At 66.6% G+C, this 19,286-nt stretch carries 18 protein-coding genes; 12 read left to right on the forward strand and 6 right to left on the reverse strand.

Features of this window, described 5'->3' with window-relative positions; translation table 11 throughout:
* Nucleotides 1-179: 179 nt before the first annotated feature.
* The 3 genes from surE (at nucleotide 180) to ACP150_RS12135 (ending at nucleotide 2,912) form a co-directional block, all read left to right on the forward strand.
* The gene (gene surE, locus ACP150_RS12125; RefSeq protein WP_424966899.1) at nucleotides 180-965 is read left to right on the forward strand and encodes a 5'/3'-nucleotidase SurE; all 786 of its coding nucleotides are present in this window, start codon (nucleotides 180-182) and stop codon (nucleotides 963-965) included.
* A complete protein-coding gene (locus tag ACP150_RS12130; RefSeq protein WP_424966900.1) occupies nucleotides 962-1,612 on the forward strand; it encodes a protein-L-isoaspartate(D-aspartate) O-methyltransferase in 651 nt (216 codons plus the stop codon). The genes surE and ACP150_RS12130 overlap by 4 nt, the downstream gene beginning before the upstream one ends.
* Nucleotides 1,613-1,739: 127 nt before the next feature.
* Nucleotides 1,740-2,912, forward strand: coding sequence for a LysM peptidoglycan-binding domain-containing protein (locus tag ACP150_RS12135; RefSeq protein WP_424966901.1), 1,173 nt, complete (start codon nucleotides 1,740-1,742; stop codon nucleotides 2,910-2,912).
* Between the two features lie 159 nt (nucleotides 2,913-3,071).
* On the opposite strand, the gene ACP150_RS12140 is transcribed toward ACP150_RS12135, so the two are convergent.
* Complete coding sequence (locus ACP150_RS12140; RefSeq protein ID WP_424966902.1) at nucleotides 3,072-3,962, reverse strand: DMT family transporter; 891 nt, start codon at nucleotides 3,960-3,962, stop codon at nucleotides 3,072-3,074.
* Nucleotides 3,963-4,042: 80 nt separating this feature from the next.
* On the opposite strand from ACP150_RS12140, the gene ACP150_RS12145 reads away from it, so the two are divergent.
* The 5 genes from ACP150_RS12145 (at nucleotide 4,043) to ACP150_RS12165 (ending at nucleotide 8,889) form a co-directional block, all read left to right on the forward strand.
* Nucleotides 4,043-5,371, forward strand: a complete 1,329-nt coding sequence (locus tag ACP150_RS12145) for a cation:proton antiporter (protein ID WP_424966903.1) — start codon at nucleotides 4,043-4,045, stop codon at nucleotides 5,369-5,371.
* A 58-nt stretch (nucleotides 5,372-5,429) separates the two neighbouring features.
* Entirely contained in the window at nucleotides 5,430-6,185 is a 756-nt protein-coding gene (locus ACP150_RS12150; RefSeq protein ID WP_424966904.1) for an SDR family NAD(P)-dependent oxidoreductase, read from the forward strand.
* Nucleotides 6,186-6,270: 85 nt separating this feature from the next.
* Entirely contained in the window at nucleotides 6,271-7,017 is a 747-nt protein-coding gene (locus tag ACP150_RS12155; RefSeq protein WP_424966905.1) for a DUF533 domain-containing protein, read from the forward strand.
* 461 nt (nucleotides 7,018-7,478) lie between these two features.
* Nucleotides 7,479-7,892: a Fur family transcriptional regulator gene (locus tag ACP150_RS12160; protein ID WP_424966906.1), complete on the forward strand. Its 414-nt coding sequence runs from the start codon at nucleotides 7,479-7,481 to the stop codon at nucleotides 7,890-7,892.
* An 85-nt stretch (nucleotides 7,893-7,977) separates the two neighbouring features.
* The gene (locus ACP150_RS12165) at nucleotides 7,978-8,889 is read left to right on the forward strand and encodes a pirin family protein (RefSeq protein ID WP_424966907.1); all 912 of its coding nucleotides are present in this window, start codon (nucleotides 7,978-7,980) and stop codon (nucleotides 8,887-8,889) included.
* Nucleotides 8,890-9,045: 156 nt separating this feature from the next.
* On the opposite strand, the gene ltaE is transcribed toward ACP150_RS12165, so the two are convergent.
* The gene (gene ltaE / locus ACP150_RS12170) at nucleotides 9,046-10,077 is read right to left on the reverse strand and encodes a low-specificity L-threonine aldolase (protein ID WP_424966908.1); all 1,032 of its coding nucleotides are present in this window, start codon (nucleotides 10,075-10,077) and stop codon (nucleotides 9,046-9,048) included.
* Nucleotides 10,078-10,263: 186 nt separating this feature from the next.
* Between ltaE and eno the strand changes: the two genes are divergently transcribed.
* Both eno and ACP150_RS12180 read left to right on the forward strand, forming a co-directional pair.
* A complete protein-coding gene (gene eno, locus ACP150_RS12175; RefSeq protein ID WP_424966909.1) occupies nucleotides 10,264-11,538 on the forward strand; it encodes a phosphopyruvate hydratase in 1,275 nt (424 codons plus the stop codon).
* 156 nt (nucleotides 11,539-11,694) lie between these two features.
* Nucleotides 11,695-12,615 (forward strand): DMT family transporter, encoded by a 921-nt coding sequence (locus ACP150_RS12180; RefSeq protein ID WP_424966910.1) that lies wholly within the window; start codon nucleotides 11,695-11,697, stop codon nucleotides 12,613-12,615.
* 116 nt (nucleotides 12,616-12,731) lie between these two features.
* Here ACP150_RS12180 and ACP150_RS12185 read toward each other — a convergent pair whose 3' ends face one another.
* Nucleotides 12,732-13,454, reverse strand: a complete 723-nt coding sequence (locus ACP150_RS12185) for a spondin domain-containing protein (protein ID WP_424966911.1) — start codon at nucleotides 13,452-13,454, stop codon at nucleotides 12,732-12,734.
* 410 nt (nucleotides 13,455-13,864) lie between these two features.
* Here ACP150_RS12185 and ACP150_RS12190 point away from each other — a divergent pair, with 410 nt between their 5' ends.
* On the forward strand, nucleotides 13,865-14,293 hold the full coding sequence (locus ACP150_RS12190; protein WP_424966912.1) for a cupin domain-containing protein: 429 nt from the start codon (nucleotides 13,865-13,867) through the stop codon (nucleotides 14,291-14,293).
* A 13-nt stretch (nucleotides 14,294-14,306) separates the two neighbouring features.
* Here ACP150_RS12190 and ACP150_RS12195 read toward each other — a convergent pair whose 3' ends face one another.
* A complete protein-coding gene (locus tag ACP150_RS12195) occupies nucleotides 14,307-15,389 on the reverse strand; it encodes an anhydro-N-acetylmuramic acid kinase (RefSeq protein ID WP_424966913.1) in 1,083 nt (360 codons plus the stop codon).
* A gap of 51 nt (nucleotides 15,390-15,440) precedes the next feature.
* On the opposite strand from ACP150_RS12195, the gene tyrS reads away from it, so the two are divergent.
* On the forward strand, nucleotides 15,441-16,694 hold the full coding sequence (gene tyrS / locus ACP150_RS12200) for a tyrosine--tRNA ligase (RefSeq protein ID WP_424966914.1): 1,254 nt from the start codon (nucleotides 15,441-15,443) through the stop codon (nucleotides 16,692-16,694).
* 256 nt (nucleotides 16,695-16,950) lie between these two features.
* On the opposite strand, the gene ACP150_RS12205 is transcribed toward tyrS, so the two are convergent.
* A complete protein-coding gene (locus ACP150_RS12205) occupies nucleotides 16,951-17,910 on the reverse strand; it encodes a DUF3179 domain-containing protein (protein ID WP_424966967.1) in 960 nt (319 codons plus the stop codon).
* A gap of 75 nt (nucleotides 17,911-17,985) precedes the next feature.
* Nucleotides 17,986-19,260 carry a hypothetical protein gene (locus ACP150_RS12210; protein WP_424966915.1) on the reverse strand — a complete coding sequence of 425 codons (1,275 nt, stop codon included), beginning with the start codon at nucleotides 19,258-19,260 and terminating at the stop codon, nucleotides 17,986-17,988.
* Between the last annotated feature and the right edge of the window lie 26 nt (nucleotides 19,261-19,286).

Genomic DNA, 19,286 nt, shown 5'->3' on the forward strand with positions numbered 1-19,286 from the left:
TGCGACCGGCGCGGACCCGCCTCGATCAGACCGTTTGTCCGCAAAGACCCCGGTCAGGCCACGCGCGTCCGCCGCATCCACATGTGGATGCGGCCTCGCCCCCTTGGCCGCCGTCCTCTGCGCTTTACCCCGGCGCGCCTCGCCGCTAACAGGGTTGAAAGCAGGATACAGGGGCGGAAATGCGCATTCTCATCACCAATGACGACGGCATCAATGCGCCGGGACTGCAAGTTCTCGAAGAGATTGCGACCGAGATCGCCGGCCCCGACGGCGAGGTCTGGACCGTCGCCCCCGCCTTCGAGCAATCCGGCGTCGGCCATTGCATAAGCTACACCCAGCCCACCATGATCGCCGAGCTGGGCCCGCGCCGCTTTGCGGCCGAGGGCAGCCCGGCCGATTGCGTGATGGCCGGGCTCTATGACGTGCTGACGGACAGCGCGCCGGATCTGATCCTCTCCGGCGTCAACCGGGGCAACAATTCCGGCGAGAACGCGCTCTATTCCGGCACTCTGGGCGGTGCGATGGAAGGCGCGCTGCAGGGCCACAAGGCCATCGCCCTGTCCCAGTATTACGGTCCGGCCATGGCGGGCGCCGAGGATCCGTTTTCCGCCGCGCGCCAGCATGGCGCCGCGGTGGTCCGCAAGTTGCTGGAGGCCGACCAATGGACCGGCCCTGATTACCGGACCTTCTACAATGTGAACTTCCCGCCGGTTCTGGCGGACGGGGTCAAGGGCACGAAGATCGCGGCCCAGGGCCTGCGCTCCCATGCCCGGTTCCAGATGGAGGCGCAGCTCTCCCCCGCCGGGCGGCGGTTTCTCTGGGTCAAGGGCAGCCCGCAGAACGTCCCCTCGCAGCCCGACACGGATGTCACGGTCAATCTCGACGGGTACATCTCGGTCACGCCCATGCGCGCGGATCTGACCGCCCACGACCTGCTCGCCCCGCTGGAGGCCGCCCTGGCATGAGCCCGACGCCGGAGCAGGTCATGCAGTTCCTCTACGCCCTGCGCTCGCGCGGGGTGCGGGATCGCGCTGTCCTGACAGCGATGGAAAAGGTCGACCGGGGCTTGTTCGTCGAAGGCGTCTTCTCGGACCGCGCCTATGAAGATGTGCCGCTGCCCATCGCCTGCGGCCAGACCATCAGCCAGCCCTCCATCGTCGGGCTGATGACCCAGGCCGCCGAGATCGGGCCGCGGCACCACGTGCTCGAGGTGGGAACCGGCGCGGGCTATCAAGCCGCGATCCTCAGCCAGCTCGCGCGCCGCGTCTGGACGGTGGAGCGTCACCGCCCCCTGAGCCGGGCCGCAGAGCGGCGCTTCAAGACCCTGGATCTGACCAATGTGACCGTGATCAGCGGTGATGGCAGCTTCGGTCTGCCCGATCAGGCGCCCTTCGACCGAATCGTCGTGACCGCCGCTGCCGAAGATCCGCCCGGTCCACTCTTGGCGCAACTGCGCGACGGGGGTATCATGGTGGTGCCCGTGGGGCAGTCGGATGCGGTCCAGAGCCTGATCAAGGTGACACGGACCGGCGATGGGTTCGAATATGAGGAACTGCGCAGCGTCCGCTTCGTGCCACTGGTCGAAGGCATCGCCAGCGAGGGCGGGACCTGAACGCGGTCCCGGGCGCAGCGCCGCCGGGAGATTGAGAGAGACAGGCCGAGGACCCCGGTCCGAGGATCGATTGCCGGAGGATGCGACCCGACAAGAGGCGCCCCGGCCCAGAGCAGAGGCGAATGTCATGACCCCATTTCCGAAATATGCGCCCCCCCTGGGGCGACCCCGCGGAGCGACGCTCCTCTTGTGCAGCGCGCTGGCCTTGGCCGGCTGCGCCGATACCAATCTCGATTTCGACATGCGGGATGCCTTTGGCGGCCCCTTCTCGACCAGCGAGGCGGCGCGCAATGCCAGCGCGGCCCGACCGGCGACCGATGACCGGGGTGTGATCTCCTACACGGATTACCAGGTGGTGGTCTCGCGCAATGGCGACACGGCCGCGAGCATCGCGGCCCGGCTCGGCGTGGATGCCGGAGCCTTGGCCCGGTTCAATGGCTTGTCCCCGGATACGGTCCTGCGGGAGGGAGAGGTCCTGGCCCTGCCGACCCGCGTCGCCGAGGCCCCGGGCAGCGTGGATATTGCCGCCATCGCCACTGGCGCGATCGATCGCGCGGAGCTGCCCGACACCGCCAGCGATGCCGCCCCGGTCGCGCAAGCCACCCCGTCTGCGCCCCTGCCCGGTGCCACGCCTCAGCAGCACAAGGTGCAGCGCGGCGAGACCGCCTATTCCGTGGCGCGGCTCTATGATGTCTCAGTTCGCGCCCTCGCGGACTGGAACGGGCTCGGGCCGGATCTGGTCGTGCGCGAGGGTCAGGTCCTGCTGGTGCCGCTGGCCGCCGAGACCCAGGCTGCCGCCGTGGCTCCGGCTGCGGCGACCACCGCGCCCGGCGAGGGCAGCGTGGCGCCCCTGCCCCCGAGCTCCAGCACAGCCCTGCCGGAGCCGGAGCCCGTGGCCGCCGTGCCAGACGCCCCGGAGCTCGGACAGTTCCAGACCGGCGCCTCGGATACGGCGAGCTTTGCCTTCCCGGTGGCAGGGCGAATCATTCGCGATTATGACAAGGGCAAGAATGACGGGATCGGCATCGCCGCCAATCCCGGAACACCGGTTGTCGCCGCGGGAGATGGCGAGGTCGCGGCGATCACGCGGGACACGGATCAGGTGCCGATCCTGGTGCTGCGGCACCCGGGCAACCTGCTGACGGTCTATGCCAATGTGGGCGACATCGCCGTGGAAAAGGGCGACACGATCAAACGGGGCCAGCAAGTCGCGGCCGTCGCGCCCGGGGATCCGTCCTTCCTGCATTTCGAGATCCGCGAGGGGATCGAGAGCGTCGATCCGGTGCCCTATCTGAACTGACCACAGTCTTGAGGCCGTCCCGGGGCTAGCTTGCGACCAAACGCCGTTCACATGTGAACGGCGCGGACCCGCATCGCCCTGACCCTCGCCCTCATGTCCTCTTGCGGGCCGCAGGGAGCGTCCGCGCGGTTCGCATGCGAACCGCGCCCTTGTCCCATGTCACCGCCGGCTTGGCCGATTGATCAGCACCAGCCCCACCAACAGCATCCCCATGGAGACCCAGAGGCCTGCGTCCAAGGGCTCGTCGAGCAAGAGCCAGCCGAATCCGAACCCACTCAACGGCATCAGGAACCCGAAACTCGCCACCCCGTTAGCCGGGTAGATCGACAGAAGCCAAAGCCAGAAGATATAGCCCATCGTCACGATCACCACGATCTGGAACGCGAGACTCCACAGGTGGATCGGGGCCAGCTCGCGCACCAGTGGCCCGAAAAGGGGCGCTATGGCCAGAAGTACCACCGCCGACACCGCCACCTGCCAGAGCAGCTGGATCTCGGGCCGCACCCGCCGCAGGGCCGAGGCCTTGGCCATCAGCCCGATCCCCGCCCAGCAGATCGCCGCCCCCAGAGACAGCAGATCGCCCAGCAGGGTCCCGGCCCCGATGCCATCGCCGCGCAGGGCAAAGGCCAGCGCCACACCGCCAAAGGCCAGGGCCAGCCCGACCAGTTTCACCGGGCTCATCCGCTCCCCCGGCAGCACCCAATGCCCGATCAGCGCCAGCCAGACCGGCATCGAGTAGAAGATCACGCTCACCCGGGTGACATTCCCCAGATCCAGCGCGTTGAAGAGGAACACGAATTCCAGCGCAAACAGCGCCCCGATCCCGAGCCCCGCCTTGACCGTGCCCGGCGCAATCTCGAGCTTGAGACCCCGCAACCGCATCCAGATCAGGATGCAGACCACCGCCCCGAGCGAGCGCAGCCCCGCGGCAAAGACCGGTTGCAGCCCCTCGCCCACGACCTTGATCGCCACCTGATTGATCCCCATCAAGAGCGCGAAGCCGATCAGGGCCACCGCGCCGAGGGCGTCTACACTGTCGCGGCTGGGCATGAGGCTCTCCGGGGTTGCTACCGCCTTCGGTACTCCCATGATAGGCTGCACGCAACCCGGACCAAGCTGCGAGAAACCCTATGGATTTTGTCGAGATCACCTCTCTTCTGATCGTGCTTGCGGCACTGTTCAGCACGTTGAACTACATGTTCCTGAGGCTGCCCCCCGCGATCGGAGTGCTCGTGGTGGCGCTGCTGGCCTCCATGGCGGTGCTGGGGGTGGATGCCATGCTGCCCCAGAGCGTGATGGCCGAGACCATGCGCGGCGCGGTCACGGCGTTCAACTTCTCGGATGCGCTGCTCGACGGAATGCTGGGGCTGCTGCTCTTTGCCGGGGCGCTTCATGTGAAGATCTCGGATCTGCGGGTCGAGGGGCGGATCGTTTTTCTGATGGCGACGCTAGGGGTGCTGATCTCGACCCTCGTGGCCGGGCTGGGCCTGTGGTGGCTGGTCGGCGCGCCGCTCCTGATCGCGCTGGTCTTCGGCGCGCTGATCTCGCCGACGGATCCGGTGGCGGTGCTGGGCATCCTGCACAGCACGAACCTGCCGCGCAGTCTCGAGACCAAGATCGCCGGCGAGAGCCTGTTCAATGATGGGGTGGGCTATGTGGTCTTCCTGCTGCTCGTGGGGCTGGCCTTCCCGGCCGAGGCCCATACCGAAAGCGGCATCCTCAACGCCCTTCTGCTCTTTGTCCGCGAGGCCGGGGGCGGCGCACTGATTGGTGGTGTGCTGGGATGGCTGGTCTTCAAGCTCATGGCCCGGGTCGATGACACTTCGGTGGCGGTGCTGCTGACGCTGGCGCTGGCGCTGGGGGGCTATTCGCTGGCCGAAACCCTCGGGGTGTCGGCGCCCATCATGGCGGTGGTGGCCGGGCTGATGATCGGCGAGGCCATGACCGAGCACGTGATGTCCGAAGAGACCCGCGGCCACGTGGATACCTTCTGGCACATCATCGATCAGGTGCTGAACGCGATCCTCTTCCTGATGATCGGGTTCGAAATCTTTGCCGTGACCTTCACCCAGGCCTCGATCGAGATCGCGATCATCGCCGTGGGGCTGTCGCTGGTGGCGCGGCTGGCGGCGGTCATCCTGCCGAGCCTGATGATGCGCAAGTCCGAACCGATCACCCCGGAGGTGATCCCGATCATGACATGGGGCGGGCTGAAGGGCGGGATCTCGGTCGCGCTGGTCCTGTCCCTGCCCGAGAGCGAGTGGTCCACGCTTCTGCTGACGGCGACCTATGTGGTCGTGGTCTTCTCGATCATCGTGCAGGGGCTGACCGTGGCGCCGCTGGCCCGCTGGCTGAGCCGGCACCATCCCGCACATCCCGCGCCGGTGGCAGCGCAACAGCCCCCAATGCCCCCTCACACAGAGGACAGCCCGGACGCCCCCCAGCCCCCCCGGGACTGAGCCCACGCTTGACAGAACGCGCGCCCCCACGCGACGCTCAGGTCAAAACGGGGGGAAGATGGAACTTGTCGTCATTACAGGGGCCTCCAGCGGCGTCGGCGCTGCCGCGGCCCGGGCCGTGGCCGGGACCGGCGCGCAGGTTGTCCTTGTGGCGCGCAATGCCGAGGCCTTGCGCCGGATCGCCGGGCAGATCGGCAAGGCCGCCGTTGTCGAGCCCTGCGACGCCAGCGACTGGCAGGCCGTGGACCGCATGGCCGGGGACGTTTTCGACAATTACGGCACCCCCGATGTCGTGATCAACTGCGCGGGTGCGGGCCAATGGAAGACCCTGCCCGACACCTCCGCCGAGGAGGCCGCCACGATGATGGGCGCGCCTTACTTCGCCGCCCTGCATACCACCAAGGCCTTCCTGCCCAGCATGCTGGAGAAGGGCCGCGGCACGTTTTTGCACGTCAACTCCCCGGCCTGCATCGCGCCTTGGCCTTCCAGCGTGGGCTACGCGGCGGCCCGCGCGGCCCTGCGCGGGTTCCATGCCGCGCTGTCCCAGGACCTGCATGGCACGGGGCTGCACAGCTGCCATGTGATCTTTGGCAAGATCAGCTCGGAATATTTCGACCACAATCCCGGCGTCGCCGAGCGGATGCCCGGCCTCGACCGGATCCTGCCGACCCTGACCCCCGAGGCCTGTGCTGCGCGGCTTGTCCGGCTCGCGCAAAAGCCCCGCTACGAGGCGGTCTATCCGGTGATGCTCCGCCTCCTTCTGGGCTCGGGCGCGCTGGCCCCGCCGCTCATGCGCTGGCTCGCGCGGATCTGAGCACAAAACCGCGCCCGGCTTGTATGCGGGGTGACCCGCCTTCTGGGCTGTGGCAGGCTCGCGCCGTATGATTTGGGAGGACAAGATGAGTTTCATGGGAACCCTGGCCAAGGTGGCCATCGGATATGCGGCGGCGCGGGGCGTCGACAAGCTGTCGGGCGGCGAAGGGATCGCCGGGCTTCTGGGCGGTGCCGAGGGCGAAGGTCTGCAATCCATGCTGGGCGATCTGGGCGGGGCCGAGGGCGGCGGGCTCGACGGGCTTCTGGGCAACATCACGGGCGATGGCGAGACGGGCGGCGGGCTTGGCGCGCTGCTGGGCAATCTCGGCGATGGCGCGGGCGGCGATGGGGATGGCAGCATGCTCGGCCTTGCTGGCATCGCGGGCGCGCTGGGTCTTGCCGGAGGCGCTGCGGCGGCGACCACAAGCCTTGGTGACATCCTGTCGGGCAATATCAATGACGGCGCGGAGCCGCTCGAAGAAGAGGAAAAGGCCAAGCTGCTGCTGCGGACGATGATCCAGGCGGCGAAATCCGATGGCGGGATCGACATGCAGGAAAAGCAGCGCATCCTGGACACGGTCGGCGAAGCCACGCCCGGCGAGATCAGCTTTGTCACCGCCGAGATGCAGGCCCCGCTCGACCCCGAAGGTCTGGCCGCGGATACGCCCGCCTCCCTGCGCGATCAGGTCTATTCGACCGCGCTGATGACCATCAAGCTCGACAATGAGGCCGAGGCGCAGTTTCTCGCCGAGCTCGGTCAGGCGCTGGGTCTGGCCCCGTCCCAGATCGATGATCTGCACCGGCAGATGGGGGCCCCGACGCTCTATTCCTGAGGCGGGCTTGTTGGTCCAAGTGACAGACCGCAGCGAGCGGATCCGGCACGCGTCCCATACGTAGGGTGCGACGCCGGATCCGCACCCCTAAAGCGCAGCCGAGATCATGCCGACAGAAAGCTGTTTGGGGCCTGTAGCACCCCCACCTGGAATGATGAGCTCGACATCCGCAAAACCGGCCCTCTGGACGCGGACGGTGCCGCGCGGAAGATCAAGCTCAAATCCGTGACAATCCCGTCCTATTCCTCGGGCGCCAGTGCTTCGGATGCAGCAGCGAGACGGCGCATTCCGACGCCGTGACCCTGACGGAAGCGACAGTCCGCGAGACGCCGCCCGCACCGGCAAGCGACGCCGTCCTTGTCTGATCCCTGCGGCATCCCCTGCCCCGATCCGCGCCCCCTTGGCTCTGGATCTGTCCGTCCTGATTGCGTATCAGTCGGGACACGACTTCTGGGGGGACCATGCCCGACACGATCCTGAGCCGCTGCGAGGCCAAAGGCCTGCGCATCACCGGTCCGCGCCGGGTGATCGCCACTGTGCTCGACTCGAGTAAGGACCACCCGGATGTGGAAGAGCTCTATGCCCGGGCCACGGCGGTCGATCCCAGCATCTCGCTCGCCACGGTCTATCGCACGGTCAAGCTCTTCGAAGAGGCCGGTATCCTCGAGAAGGTCGATTTCGGAGATGGCCGCGCCCGCTATGAAGATGCGGAGCGGGACCATCACGACCATCTGATCGACCTGAATTCCGGCCATGTGATCGAGTTCGTCTCCCCCGAGATTGAAGCCTTGCAGGAAAAAATCGCCGAGAAGCTGGGGTACCGCCTGAAGGGGCACAAGCTCGAGCTGTACGGCGTGCCGATCAAGAAGGGCTGATCTACGCACAGATCCTGTGCGGCGCAGGCCGTTGTGTGCGCCGGCTGAGACCGGCATCCTCAGGTGAGATCAGAGGAGAGCACAGATGACCTTCCGTCCCGTGACATCCACCCAGATGGCCCACCCCACCATGGAGGGCGCAGGCGTGCATCTGCACCGTGTCTTCGGCTTTGGCGATCCCGGCGAGAGCGATCCGTTCCTGCTGCTCGATGATTTCCGGAATGACGATCCGCGTGCCTATGAAAAGGGCTTTCCCTGGCATCCCCATCGCGGGATCGAGACGATCACCTATGTGCTCGAAGGAGAGGTTGATCACGGCGACAGTCTCGGCAATCAGGGCACGCTCGGCGCGGGATCGGTGCAATGGATGACCGCCGGGTCCGGGATCCTGCATCAGGAGATGCCGCGCGGCAATGCTGCCGGGCAGATGCATGGCTTCCAGCTTTGGGCGAACCTGCCCGCGGCGCAGAAGATGACCGCGCCGCGCTATCAGGACATCACGGGCCACGACATTCCCGAGGTGATCGAGGATGACGGCACAAAGGCACGGGTGATCACCGGCGCGTTCTGGGGCGTGCGGGGGCCGGTGGACGGCATCGCAGCCGAGCCGCAATATCTCGACATCTCGATGCCGCCTAACACGCGGCGCAGCCTGCCGGTGGACACCTATGCCAACACATTCGCCTATGTCTTTGCCGGCTCCGCCAATTTCCGCGATGCCTCGGCGCCGATTGGTGTGCGCGTCGAGAAGGAGGTCGCGGGCGCGGAGCTGAATATCCGGGACATGTCCGGCAACCGCACGCTGGTGCGGTTTGATACGGGCGACGAGATCTCGGTGACCTCCGGTCCCGAAGGCGCGCGGTTCCTGTTGGTCTCAGGTCGTCCGATCCAGGAACCCGTGGCCTGGCATGGCCCCATCGTGATGAACACCCGGGCCGAGTTGCAGCAGGCGATGCAGGACCTGAATAACGGGACCTTCATCAAACCGGCGGTCTAGGCGGCACCCGACCCCCAAAAGAGATTTTGTGCCTCCGGCGGGGATATTTCCGGACTTAAGAAGGGCCAGCCGCCCTCCTTCGGTCGGAGCTTGGGCGCGTCCTGTCTGTCTTAAGTCTCCAAATACCCTCGCCGAAGGCAGGCGCGCGGTATGCCGCTAGCCGAGGCTTTGGAAGGCTGCGATGGCGCTAGCCAAGGCCGCATCATCCACGTCGCGGTGGAGCACGAGGCGGATCTCGGGGCCCCCCGCGCTGATCCGGATGCCCTGCGCGGCGAGGCGTGGGCCGATCTCGGCGGCCACGGCGTCTGCCGGGGTGAAGAACACCATATTGGTCGCCTGCCGCACCTGCCCCAGCGGGCGCAATGCTTCGGCCAGGTCGACCGCGCGGGCATGGTCCTCGGCCATGCGCGGCACCACATGCTCCAGCCCCCAAAGCGCCGCCGCGGCCAGCACCCCGGATTGGCGCATACCGCCGCCCAGCAGCTTGCGCGCGCGCCGGGCCTTGGCCAGGACCGGCGCCGGTCCCACGAGGACCGTCCCTGCCGGTGCGCCCACACCCTTGGACAGACAGAGCGAGACCGTGTCCGCCAGCCCGGCCAGATCCGTATCCGTGCAGCCAAGGGCCGTGATGGCGTTAAAAAACCGCGCGCCGTCGAGATGGAGGGCGAGGCCAGCCTCGCGCCCGGCCGCTGCCGCCGCCTGCATCCGGGGCAGCGGGATCGCGCGCCCGCCCACGGTGTTCTCGAGGCTGAGCAGGCGCGAGACCGCGTAATGCTGGTCATCGGGCTTGAGCGCGGCACGAATGTCGCCGGGCTCCAGCGCGCCGTCTTCGGCCACGGGCAGCGGCTCGAGCGAGAGCCCGCCCAGCACGCTGGGCGAGCCCGCCTCATCCGCGTAGACGTGGTAGTCCCGCCCGGTGATCACCTCGTCGCCCCGGGCGCATTGGGCCATCAGGCAGGCGAGATTGCTCATGCAGCCCGTGGGAAAGAAGACCCCCGCATCCTTGCCCATGCGTTCGGCCAGCTGCGCCTCGAGGCGGGCGACGGTCGGGTCATCGCCATAGCAGTCATCGCCCAGCTCGGCCCCGGCCATGGCCGCGCGCATCTCTGCACAGGGTTTCGTGACCGTGTCCGAGCGCAAATCGCACAGCACGTCCTGTGCCGCGAAGGATCCCGAATAGAGCACCATGACGCGCCTCCCTGCCTGTTCTGGGGTGTTGCCCCCTTCTATCCCCGTCTGAACTGTCGCCGAAAGGCCATCTGCGACAGAAAATGCGCCGTCCGGGCCAGCTCACAAGGTATTTCAGCAGTTCAATCCCCGCCGCCCCCCTGCTAAGCACGGCCCCAAGTCCGACGCACCAAAGGAAACGACCCCATGTCCATGATCGTTGATGTCTATGCCCGCGAAATTCTCGACAGCCGGGGCAACCCGACGGTCGAGGTCGATGTCACCCTCGATGACGGCACGCTGGGGCGGGCGGCTGTGCCCTCCGGTGCCTCCACCGGCGCCTATGAGGCGGTCGAGCTGCGCGACAAGGATACGGCGCGCTATTTCGGCAAGGGCGTGCGCAACGCCGTGGCCTTCGTGAATGGCGAGATCGCCGAAGCGCTTGTCGGCACGGATGCCACGGATCAGGTGGGCATCGATGCCGCGATGATCGAGCTTGACGGGACGCCGAACAAGGGACGTCTGGGCGCCAATGCGATCCTCGGCGTGTCCCTCGCGGTTTCCAAGGCGGCGGCCGAGGCCACGGGCCAGCCGCTCTATCGCTATGTGGGCGGGACCTCCGCGCGCGTGTTGCCGGTGCCGATGATGAATATCATCAATGGCGGCGAGCATGCGGACAATCCGATCGACATTCAGGAATTCATGATCATGCCCGTCTCCGCCGACAGCATCGCCGAGGCGGTGCGCATGGGCGCGGAGGTGTTCCACACCCTGAAGAAAGAGCTCTCTGCAGCCGGGCTCAGCACCGGGATCGGCGATGAGGGCGGGTTTGCACCGAACCTCAGCTCCACTCGCGATGCGCTGGATTTCGTGCTGAAGGCGGTCGAGAAGGCCGGTTATGTGCCCGGCGAGGACATCTATCTCGCGCTCGATTGCGCCGCGACCGAGTATTTCGAGAATGGCCGCTACGAGATGAAGGGCGAGGGCAAGACCCTCACGCCGGAGGCCAATGTCGACTATCTCGAGGCGCTGGTGAATGACTACCCGATCCTCTCCATCGAGGATGGCTGCTCGGAAGACGACTGGGAGGGCTGGGCCCTGCTGACCGAGCGTCTGGGCGACCGGGTGCAGCTGGTGGGCGATGATCTCTTTGTGACCAATCCCGAGCGTCTGGCCGAGGGGATCCAGAAGGGCTGCGGCAACGCGCTTTTGGTGAAGGTGAACCAGATCGGCACCCTGACCGAGACTCTGGCCGCCGTGGATCTGGCCCATCGCAACCGGATGGCCTGCGTGATGTCGCACCGCTCGGGCGAGACCGAGGACGCGACCATTGCCGATCTCGCGGTGGCCACCAATTGTGGGCAGATCAAGACCGGCTCTCTGGCGCGGTCCGACCGGCTGGCGAAATACAACCAGCTGATCCGGATCGAGGACGAGCTGGGCGAGACGGCGATCTATGCGGGCAAGTCGATCCTGCGCTAAGCGACGCCCGCCCCCCGGACAACCGTTACCCGCCGCAGGATCCTGCGGCGGGTTTTTTAATGCCGGCCTTGCGCTCAGGGGGCGGCACGGACCGTCCCGTGACGCAGGGGTGCGGTGGCGATAGACCTGACCCGGCACTCTTCCTAGACTGTTCCCATGGAAAAGCCCGCCTCATATGCCGACCGCCCGCTTGCGGGGATGGGGCTGATGCTGCTCTTTTGCGCCCTCGCCCCTCTGGGCGATGGTCTGGCCAAGCTGCTGGGCGGGGTCGTGCCGCTGGTGATCCTGCTGCTGGTGCGTTTCGGGGCGCAGGCCGTGCTGCTGAGCCCGGTCCTGAGCCGCCCTGCCCCGCCGCTCAGCCCCCGGCAATGGCGGTTGATCGCCTTGCGCACGGGCCTGCACATGGCGGGCATCGGCCTGATGTTCACCGCGCTGCGCTTCCTGCCCCTGGCCGACGCGGTGGCGATCGCCTTCGTGATGCCTTTCATCATGCTCCTCTTGGGGCATTTCGTGCTGGGCGAGGCCGTGGGCCCCCATCGTATGGTCGCCTGCGCCTTTGGGTTTCTGGGCACCTTGCTTGTCATGCAGCCGAGCTTTGCCGAGGTGGGGTGGCCCGCCCTGCTGCCCGTGGGGGTGGCCGTGTGCTTCGCGCTCTTCATGCTGGTGACGCGGCAGCTGGCGCAGGAGGTCTCGCCGCTGCGGTTGCAGGCCCTGTCGGGGATCATGGCGAGCATCGTTTTGGGGGCGGCGCTACTGTTCTGGGGGGATGCGCTTGGGCTGCGGACCTTCTGGCCGGACCGGGAGAGCCTGCTCCTGATGGGGCTGCTCGGCGTGGTCGGAACCCTGGCGCATCTGGCCATGACCTGGGCCTTGCGGCTGGCGCCCTCGGCGACCCTGGCGCCGATGCAATATCTCGAGATCCCTATCGCCACCCTGCTCGGCTGGCTGATGTTCCGGGACCTGCCCAACGGGATTGCCGTGTTGGGCATCGCCGTGACCGTGGCCACTGGGCTCTACGTGATCTGTCGGGAGCGCCGCACGGCGCGGGCCCCGACCCCGGTGCCGCCGCCGCTCTGATGCGCCCCCGCGCAGGTCCCGCGGCGCGAGGGCGTGCCCCGCGAGACCCTTGGGTGATCCATGGCGCGACCTGCCAAGGCAGGCCGCGCGGACGCGCAAGCTCAGCCCTTGGCGCGCTAAGTGCGACGACGGGATGTCAGGCCCATCGCCCCGAGACCCGCGAGCAGCAGCGGCAGGGCCGCTGGCAGGGGAATGGGTGCCACTTCCTCGAAGCTGATCGACGCCAGAGCCCGGCCCACATCGTTGCCATCGACCACAAAGCCCGCCACGGTGGGCTGACCAAAGAGGAAATCCACACCGCTCTGGGTCACGACGCCACCGACCGTGTCGGTCGCCGTGCCGCCCGCCGCAGAGAAGGCCGCGCCCAGCCCGTCATTTTCCTCGGTGCCGCCATCCCAGATGTCGTTGGCATCGACCAGAATCTCGGACAGGTTCGTGAAGGCGCCCTGATCGTCGAACAGCTCATAGGCCAGCGGGTTGCCGTTGCCGACAAAGGTGTCATTGGACGGGATCACCATGGACAGGAACGAGTAATACCGGTTGTCCGACGGGTCGAGCTCGATCACGAAGGTCGTCACCTCGCCCGCATCCAGAACCGGCGGCTGCCCCGGCTGCGACCCGAACCCCTGAGGCCCGGTCGCCACGGCAGTCTGTGCGCCAATGCCCAGCCCGTTGATCCGCTCGATCTCGGCCCCGACCTGACCTTCCTCGGCAATCGCCTCAAGCTGCGTCGAGGCAGCGGAGCCTTCCTGGAAGCCGGCATAGCTGCCATCGTGGAATACGTTGAGGAACGGCGTGAGATACAGACCGTTCTCGTCACTCAGGTTCTCAATGGTCACCTGCACTGACGTCGCGTGCACCATCCCTGCTGTCAGACTGCATGCGCTTGCCAGCAGCGCTGCTCTGATCATTGTCTTCATAATTCTAGTCTCCTGAAAGTGCGGCACCACCCAATCGGTGCCGCCTTCACGGAGGAGCAGTTTGGTAAACCGCACAAGCACACGGCCGCTCACCTCCGCGCGAGCGGCGCGTAACCCCTTGATTTTCTGTCCATCACGTTCTTGGCAAAGGGCCGTGACATCGCGTGAGCAGCACCTTTGGCGCGTGGTAGTCCCCCCGGGCCATCTAAGGGCGCGTGACCTGCCGGCATCGGGAGGCTAGCCTGCCGGACAGCAAAGAGGCGCCGCCCGGAGAGCTGTCCTGGGGGGGGGTGCACCGGGGGCCGCCCAAGCGCGCTGGAAAGGACAGAATGACCGCAGATGACATCATTGCCCGGCTCGAACTGGCCCCTCATCCCGAGGGCGGTTGGTTCCGCCAAACCTGGATCGCCGAAGCAGAGGGCGACGCGCGCCCTGCGGGAACCGCGATCTATTTCCTCCTGAAAGCCGGGGAGCGTAGTCACTGGCACCGGGTCGACGCGGCGGAGATCTGGCACTGGTACGGGGGCGCGCCGCTCGACCTGTGGATGGCGGAAACCGAGGCGGGTCCCGCAACCCGGCATCCGCTGGGACCTGATCTCAGCCGGGCCGTCCCGCAGGTGATCGTGCCCAAGGGCCATTGGCAGGCCGCCGAGAGCACCGGCGACTGGACGCTTGTGGGCTGCACGGTCTCGCCCGCCTTCCGCTTTGAAGGGTTCGAGCTGGCCCCCGAAGGCTTCGACATCCCCCGCGCGGGCTAGGCCCCGGACAGGGTCATCCCCCCGGCGCGCTGGTCACACCACCGCCCACGGGGGTCGTGACCCCGGTCGTTCCGGGAAAGGAAGTCGGCAAACCATTGAGCACCCGCACCGCCATATAGGCAAAGGCCTGCGCCTCGATCATGTCCCCATCGAATCCGAGGGTTTCCACAGGCGCGACACGACATGAGGAAAACCGCTCAATAAACTGTTTCAAAGAAGTATTTTTGCGACCACCCCCGCATAAAATGACCTGATCGATCGCCCCGGGCAAAAGCGCGAGCCCCGCCGCCACCGAGGCTGCCGAGGCCGCGGTCAGAGTGGTCACCGCATCGGCGGTTTCGAGATCGGCCACCGCCCCGGCCAGCCAGTCAAAAGCATCCCGGTCGAGGGATTTCGGCGCCGGGCGCAGGAAGTACGGGTCGCTGAGCAAGCGGTCGAGCACGGGTTGCGCGACCTGGCCCGCCTGCGCCAGCGCGCCGCCCTCGTCGAAGCGCGCACCGGTGCGGATGCGCACCAGATCATCGATCGGGGCATTCGCAGGCCCGGTGTCAAAGGCCACCAGCGCTTCGGGCCCGGCCTCCGGGTCCACATAGGTGACGTTCCCGACCCCGCCGAGATTGAGAAAACAGGCAGGCCGCGTGAGCCCCGCGCCCTGCGCCACGGCCCAGTGATAGATCGGCGCGAGTGGCGCACCCTCTCCGCCCAGCGAGACATCCACGCTGCGGAAATCCCAGACCACGGGACAGCCCACCGCCCGGGCAAGCGCCGCCCCATCGCCCAGCTGGTGCGTGCCCTCTGCGCGCGGGGCATGGGCGAGGGTCTGGCCGTGGAAACCGACGACATCCGGCGTATCGAACCGGGCAATCACCTCCGCATGGGCGCGCGCCACGACCTCGGCCGCCGCCTCCAGCCCCGGCCCCGGCCAGCGCCCGAGCACCGCGCGCAAGGCCGCGCGCTCGGTCTCGGTATAGGGCCGATAGGTGGCGGGGCCCTGCTCCAGCACCCGGATCCCATCCGTGCGGATCAGGGCGGCATCCACCCCGTCCAGAGAGGTGCCCGACATGCAGCCCAGCGCCCAAAGCGGCTTTCCCTTCATTCCCGTCCCCGATATAGACCTCGCGACACTTCAAGATGGACCGATCCGGCAATGACCTACCAGCCCAAATCCGACTTCATGCGCGTGATGATGGAGCGCGGCTTTCTCGCCGACTGCACGGATTACCAGGCGCTGGACGAGGCCCTGAGCACCGGCGTGGTCCCGGCCTATATCGGGTTCGACGCCACCGCCAGCTCGCTCCATGTGGGGTCGCTGATCCAGATCATGATGCTGCGCTGGCTGCAAAAGACCGGGCACAAACCCATCGTGTTGATGGGCGGCGGCACCACCAAGGTGGGTGATCCGAGCTTTCGCGCCGATGAGCGTCCGCTGCTGACGCCGGACCAGATCGACGCGAATATCGCGGGTATCAAGCAGGTTTTCTCGGCCTATGTCAGCTTTGGCGAGGCGCCCACGGACGCGCTGATGCTGAACAATGCCGAATGGCTGGACGGGCTGAACTATCTCGACTTTCTCCGCGATGTGGGCCGCCATTTCAGCGTCAACCGGATGCTCAGCTTCGAGAGCGTGAAATCCCGGCTCGACCGCGAACAATCCCTGAGCTTTCTCGAGTTCAACTACATGATCCTGCAGGCCTATGACTTCATGGAGCTGAACCGCCGCTACGGCTGCCGGTTGCAGATGGGCGGCTCGGATCAATGGGGCAATATCGTCAACGGGATCGATCTGACACGCCGGATCCTCGACCACGAGGTGTTCGGCCTGACCTCGCCGCTGCTGACCACGGCGGATGGCAAGAAGATGGGCAAGTCCCAGTCCGGTGCGATCTGGCTCAATGCGGATATGCTCTCGCCCTACGAGTTCTGGCAGTTCTGGCGCAACACGGCGGATGCGGATGTGGAACGCTTCCTCAAGCTCTACACGGAACTGCCCCTGGACGACTGCGCCCGGCTCGGTGCGCTCGATGGGGCTGAGATCAACAGCGCCAAGATCGCGCTCGCCAATGCGGTGACCACCCTCGCACATGGGGCGGAGGCGGCTGCTACGGCCGAGGCCACGGCCCGCGAAGTGTTTGAAAAAGGCGGCACGGGCGATGACCTGCCGACCCTGAGCCTGACGGCGGAGGAGATCGGCGAGGGCATCTCCATCGTGCAGCTGATTACCCGCTCGGGCCTCGCAAAATCCGGCAAAGAGGCCAAGCGCTTGATCGCCGAGAATGGCGCCAAAATCGACGACGCCCCCCTCTCGGATGCGGGCCTTATGATCGATGCGGCCCGGCTCGCCAGCCCGATCAAGCTCAGCGCCGGCAAAAAACGCCACGCGCTGATCAAGCTCGACAGCTAATCTAAACGCGGCGCGCCCCCTCAAAAGGCGCGCCGTTCCCGTCTCCGCGCAGCATCCCAACACGGCTCTCTCAGCAAGATCACCCTGCGCAACCTGCCCGCTCAGACCCGCCGGTAAAGCCGCAGTGCCGGAGGCACAGCACCTCCGCGCGCTCCCCTCCCCCAACCATTCGAACAGCCCGGCCCGAAAAAAGGGCGCTGACCTCTCGGCCCGCGCCCCCAAACATGTCTTGCGGGCGTCAGCCCGCGCCTTTGGATCACCCGTCGCCGAGCATCCATACGCCCTCGGGCCAGAACGCGTCATAGGCAAAGGCGAACATCACGTCATGGGGCAGATCCGCGCCATTGGCATCGCGCACCCGGATCGCACCGACATCCCGCCCGTCCGCGATGCGCGCCGTGTCCAGCGCCGAGGCCTTGCCCGCCTTCCAGGTAATCGTCACGCCCGCCTCGGTCACCTCTTCGGCCACGCGCAACCGCTCCAGCGGCCAAGCCCTGTCGCCCACCCGGATCACCCTTGCCAGCGCCGGAATGCCATGGGGCGGCGGGTCGCCGGAATAGAGGAACGGCCGGTGCGAGCTGTCGTAATTCTCATAAGGATTGCGCCCGTAATCGCGCCGCCAGGCGGGCTCATCCATGACCAGACCATCGGGATTGCGGGTCGAGAACGCCTCCCAGCTTTCCATCCAGGTCGGCAATTGGGTCAGCATCTGCCCGGTCTGCACTCCAACGATGGCCTCGCCGATGGCCTGCTGCCACCAGCTTTCGGTTTCGCGGTCATACATCACCATATCCGATTTGCGCAGCTTGCCGCTGACCCCAAGTGTCAGGACCTGCCCATTCACGCGCCGGTCAAAGGTGATCGCGGAATTGCACAGCGGACAGAAAGTCACCGCGATGGGCAGACCCTCCACCTCGTCATTCACGATCTCGTGCCAGGTCAGGTAGCGCACCGGATAGGCCCGGGGCGTGGCCTCCCCAAGCTCCACCGCGATCACCGGCTCCATCGCGCCCAGACGGCTCTCGGCATCGACTGGAATGAAGCTCGGGTTGCTCAGGGCGGGAATGCCATCCTTGGGTGGCCCGCCGGAGAGGATCTCGACAAAGGGCACCGCACTGATCGAGAAATCCGTGTTGGGCCATTCATGTTTCCAGAATTGCGGATCCGCAGCGGCTGCCCCGCCCCAGAGGCAGGTCGCAACCATCGCGGTCATCATGTGTTTGAACACTTTGGGCCCTCCTGTCGGTTGGACCCCAAACTGCCAAGGGAAACCGGATCGCGCTAGCCCGCCTCACGGCAAGGTGACGCAGAGCGAGCGCCGCCGCCGACGCGCGCGCGTCCCCGCGAGGAGCCCCAGGCCCCCGAGCATCAGCAAGCCTGCCGCCGGAAGCGGGATCGCCGCAAGCTCTGCGAGCGCGTCAAAACTCAGCGTGGTCTGGGTGCTGCCGGTGCCGAACAGGACCTGTTCGAAGCCACTCAGGGTCACGGCGAGGCTGTCCCCACCGCGCATCAGGGAAAGCTCCACATTCAGGCCGGACAGCACGACGTCAAAGATGTCCGTCTCGGCGAAATCGGCGAAGATCACCTTATCGACCCCATCCCCCCCGGCATAGAGATCCGAGGTCGAGAGCCCGGCAAACCCGGTCCCGTCGAAGATCAACAGATCCGCATCATCGCCCAGAAGGATGTCGCCCATCACGATGCTCGACGCGGCCAGCGTCACCGCGTCGTCGCCCATGCCGAGATTGAGCGCGACGCCTGAGCTGCCCTTGAGCGTGCCGGAATTCACCACCTGCTGGTCCGCAGCATCGTCCGCATCCACGGTGACCGCCAGCGTGCCCGCGATCAGGCCCCCATTCTCGATCAGCGACGGCCCCGCGCCCGGATCGAAATCGATGGCCGCATTTGTCCCCGAGGTGATCTCGGCCCCGGCGGCGTTCCGCACCGTTCCGGAATCGATGTCGATGGCGTCCTGCGCTTCGACAGTGCCGACCAGATCGGCCGCCGTCTGCGTGTTCCGGATGATCCCGTAATTCTCGATCACCGCGCCTTCGCCCACCTGAATGGCGTCATCAAAGGCCTCGACCGTTCCGAAATTGAGGATCTTGGCGTCGTCGCCAGTCTCGATCCCTTCATTGGCGCTCGAGGTGATGCGCGCACCAAGCGCGTTGGTCACCTCGACCCCGTCGCCATTGGCATCGATGGCCTTCTCAACCGCCTCGATCATACCGCCATTCGTGACCTTCAGCCCGTCGCCGCCCTGGATCCCTTCATCGCCGGACAGGATCGCCCCGTCATTGGTCACGACACTGTCTACACTGTCCTTGAGGTTGATGGTCCTCTCGCCGCTGAGCGTTGTGTCGAGCGTCGCCCCGCTGAGCACGTTGATCGTGATCTGGTCGCTGCCGTCCTCGATGCCGCGGGTTTCGGTCGCATCGGGGCCATCGACCACCGAGACCGCATCGCAGGTTACGGTATCGCCGGCGGAGATCCCCGAAACAGCCGAGCAATCCGCATGGGCGGCGCTGCTCAGGGCCCCCGTGGCCAAGAGGGCGATCAATGACATCCGAAGCATGGGCGCTGTCCTTCAAA

The organism is Dinoroseobacter sp. S375, from assembly GCF_049800775.1.
Classification (GTDB): domain Bacteria; phylum Pseudomonadota; class Alphaproteobacteria; order Rhodobacterales; family Rhodobacteraceae; genus Dinoroseobacter.

What these genes read in the sequence shown, in the direction of transcription:
- surE (WP_424966899.1), top strand. Translation starts at nt 180, where the DNA reads ATGCGCATTCTCATCACCAATGACGACGGCATCAATGCGCCGGGACTG.
- ACP150_RS12130 (WP_424966900.1), top strand. Translation starts at nt 962, where the DNA reads ATGAGCCCGACGCCGGAGCAGGTCATGCAGTTCCTCTACGCCCTGCGC.
- ACP150_RS12135 (WP_424966901.1), top strand. Translation starts at nt 1,740, where the DNA reads ATGACCCCATTTCCGAAATATGCGCCCCCCCTGGGGCGACCCCGCGGA.
- ACP150_RS12140 (WP_424966902.1), bottom strand. Translation starts at nt 3,962, where the DNA reads ATGCCCAGCCGCGACAGTGTAGACGCCCTCGGCGCGGTGGCCCTGATC.
- ACP150_RS12145 (WP_424966903.1), top strand. Translation starts at nt 4,043, where the DNA reads ATGGATTTTGTCGAGATCACCTCTCTTCTGATCGTGCTTGCGGCACTG.
- ACP150_RS12150 (WP_424966904.1), top strand. Translation starts at nt 5,430, where the DNA reads ATGGAACTTGTCGTCATTACAGGGGCCTCCAGCGGCGTCGGCGCTGCC.
- ACP150_RS12155 (WP_424966905.1), top strand. Translation starts at nt 6,271, where the DNA reads ATGAGTTTCATGGGAACCCTGGCCAAGGTGGCCATCGGATATGCGGCG.
- ACP150_RS12160 (WP_424966906.1), top strand. Translation starts at nt 7,479, where the DNA reads ATGCCCGACACGATCCTGAGCCGCTGCGAGGCCAAAGGCCTGCGCATC.
- ACP150_RS12165 (WP_424966907.1), top strand. Translation starts at nt 7,978, where the DNA reads ATGACCTTCCGTCCCGTGACATCCACCCAGATGGCCCACCCCACCATG.
- ltaE (WP_424966908.1), bottom strand. Translation starts at nt 10,077, where the DNA reads ATGGTGCTCTATTCGGGATCCTTCGCGGCACAGGACGTGCTGTGCGAT.
- eno (WP_424966909.1), top strand. Translation starts at nt 10,264, where the DNA reads ATGTCCATGATCGTTGATGTCTATGCCCGCGAAATTCTCGACAGCCGG.
- ACP150_RS12180 (WP_424966910.1), top strand. Translation starts at nt 11,695, where the DNA reads ATGGAAAAGCCCGCCTCATATGCCGACCGCCCGCTTGCGGGGATGGGG.
- ACP150_RS12190 (WP_424966912.1), top strand. Translation starts at nt 13,865, where the DNA reads ATGACCGCAGATGACATCATTGCCCGGCTCGAACTGGCCCCTCATCCC.
- ACP150_RS12195 (WP_424966913.1), bottom strand. Translation starts at nt 15,389, where the DNA reads ATGAAGGGAAAGCCGCTTTGGGCGCTGGGCTGCATGTCGGGCACCTCT.
- tyrS (WP_424966914.1), top strand. Translation starts at nt 15,441, where the DNA reads ATGACCTACCAGCCCAAATCCGACTTCATGCGCGTGATGATGGAGCGC.
- ACP150_RS12205 (WP_424966967.1), bottom strand. Translation starts at nt 17,910, where the DNA reads ATGATGACCGCGATGGTTGCGACCTGCCTCTGGGGCGGGGCAGCCGCT.
- ACP150_RS12210 (WP_424966915.1), bottom strand. Translation starts at nt 19,260, where the DNA reads ATGTCATTGATCGCCCTCTTGGCCACGGGGGCCCTGAGCAGCGCCGCC.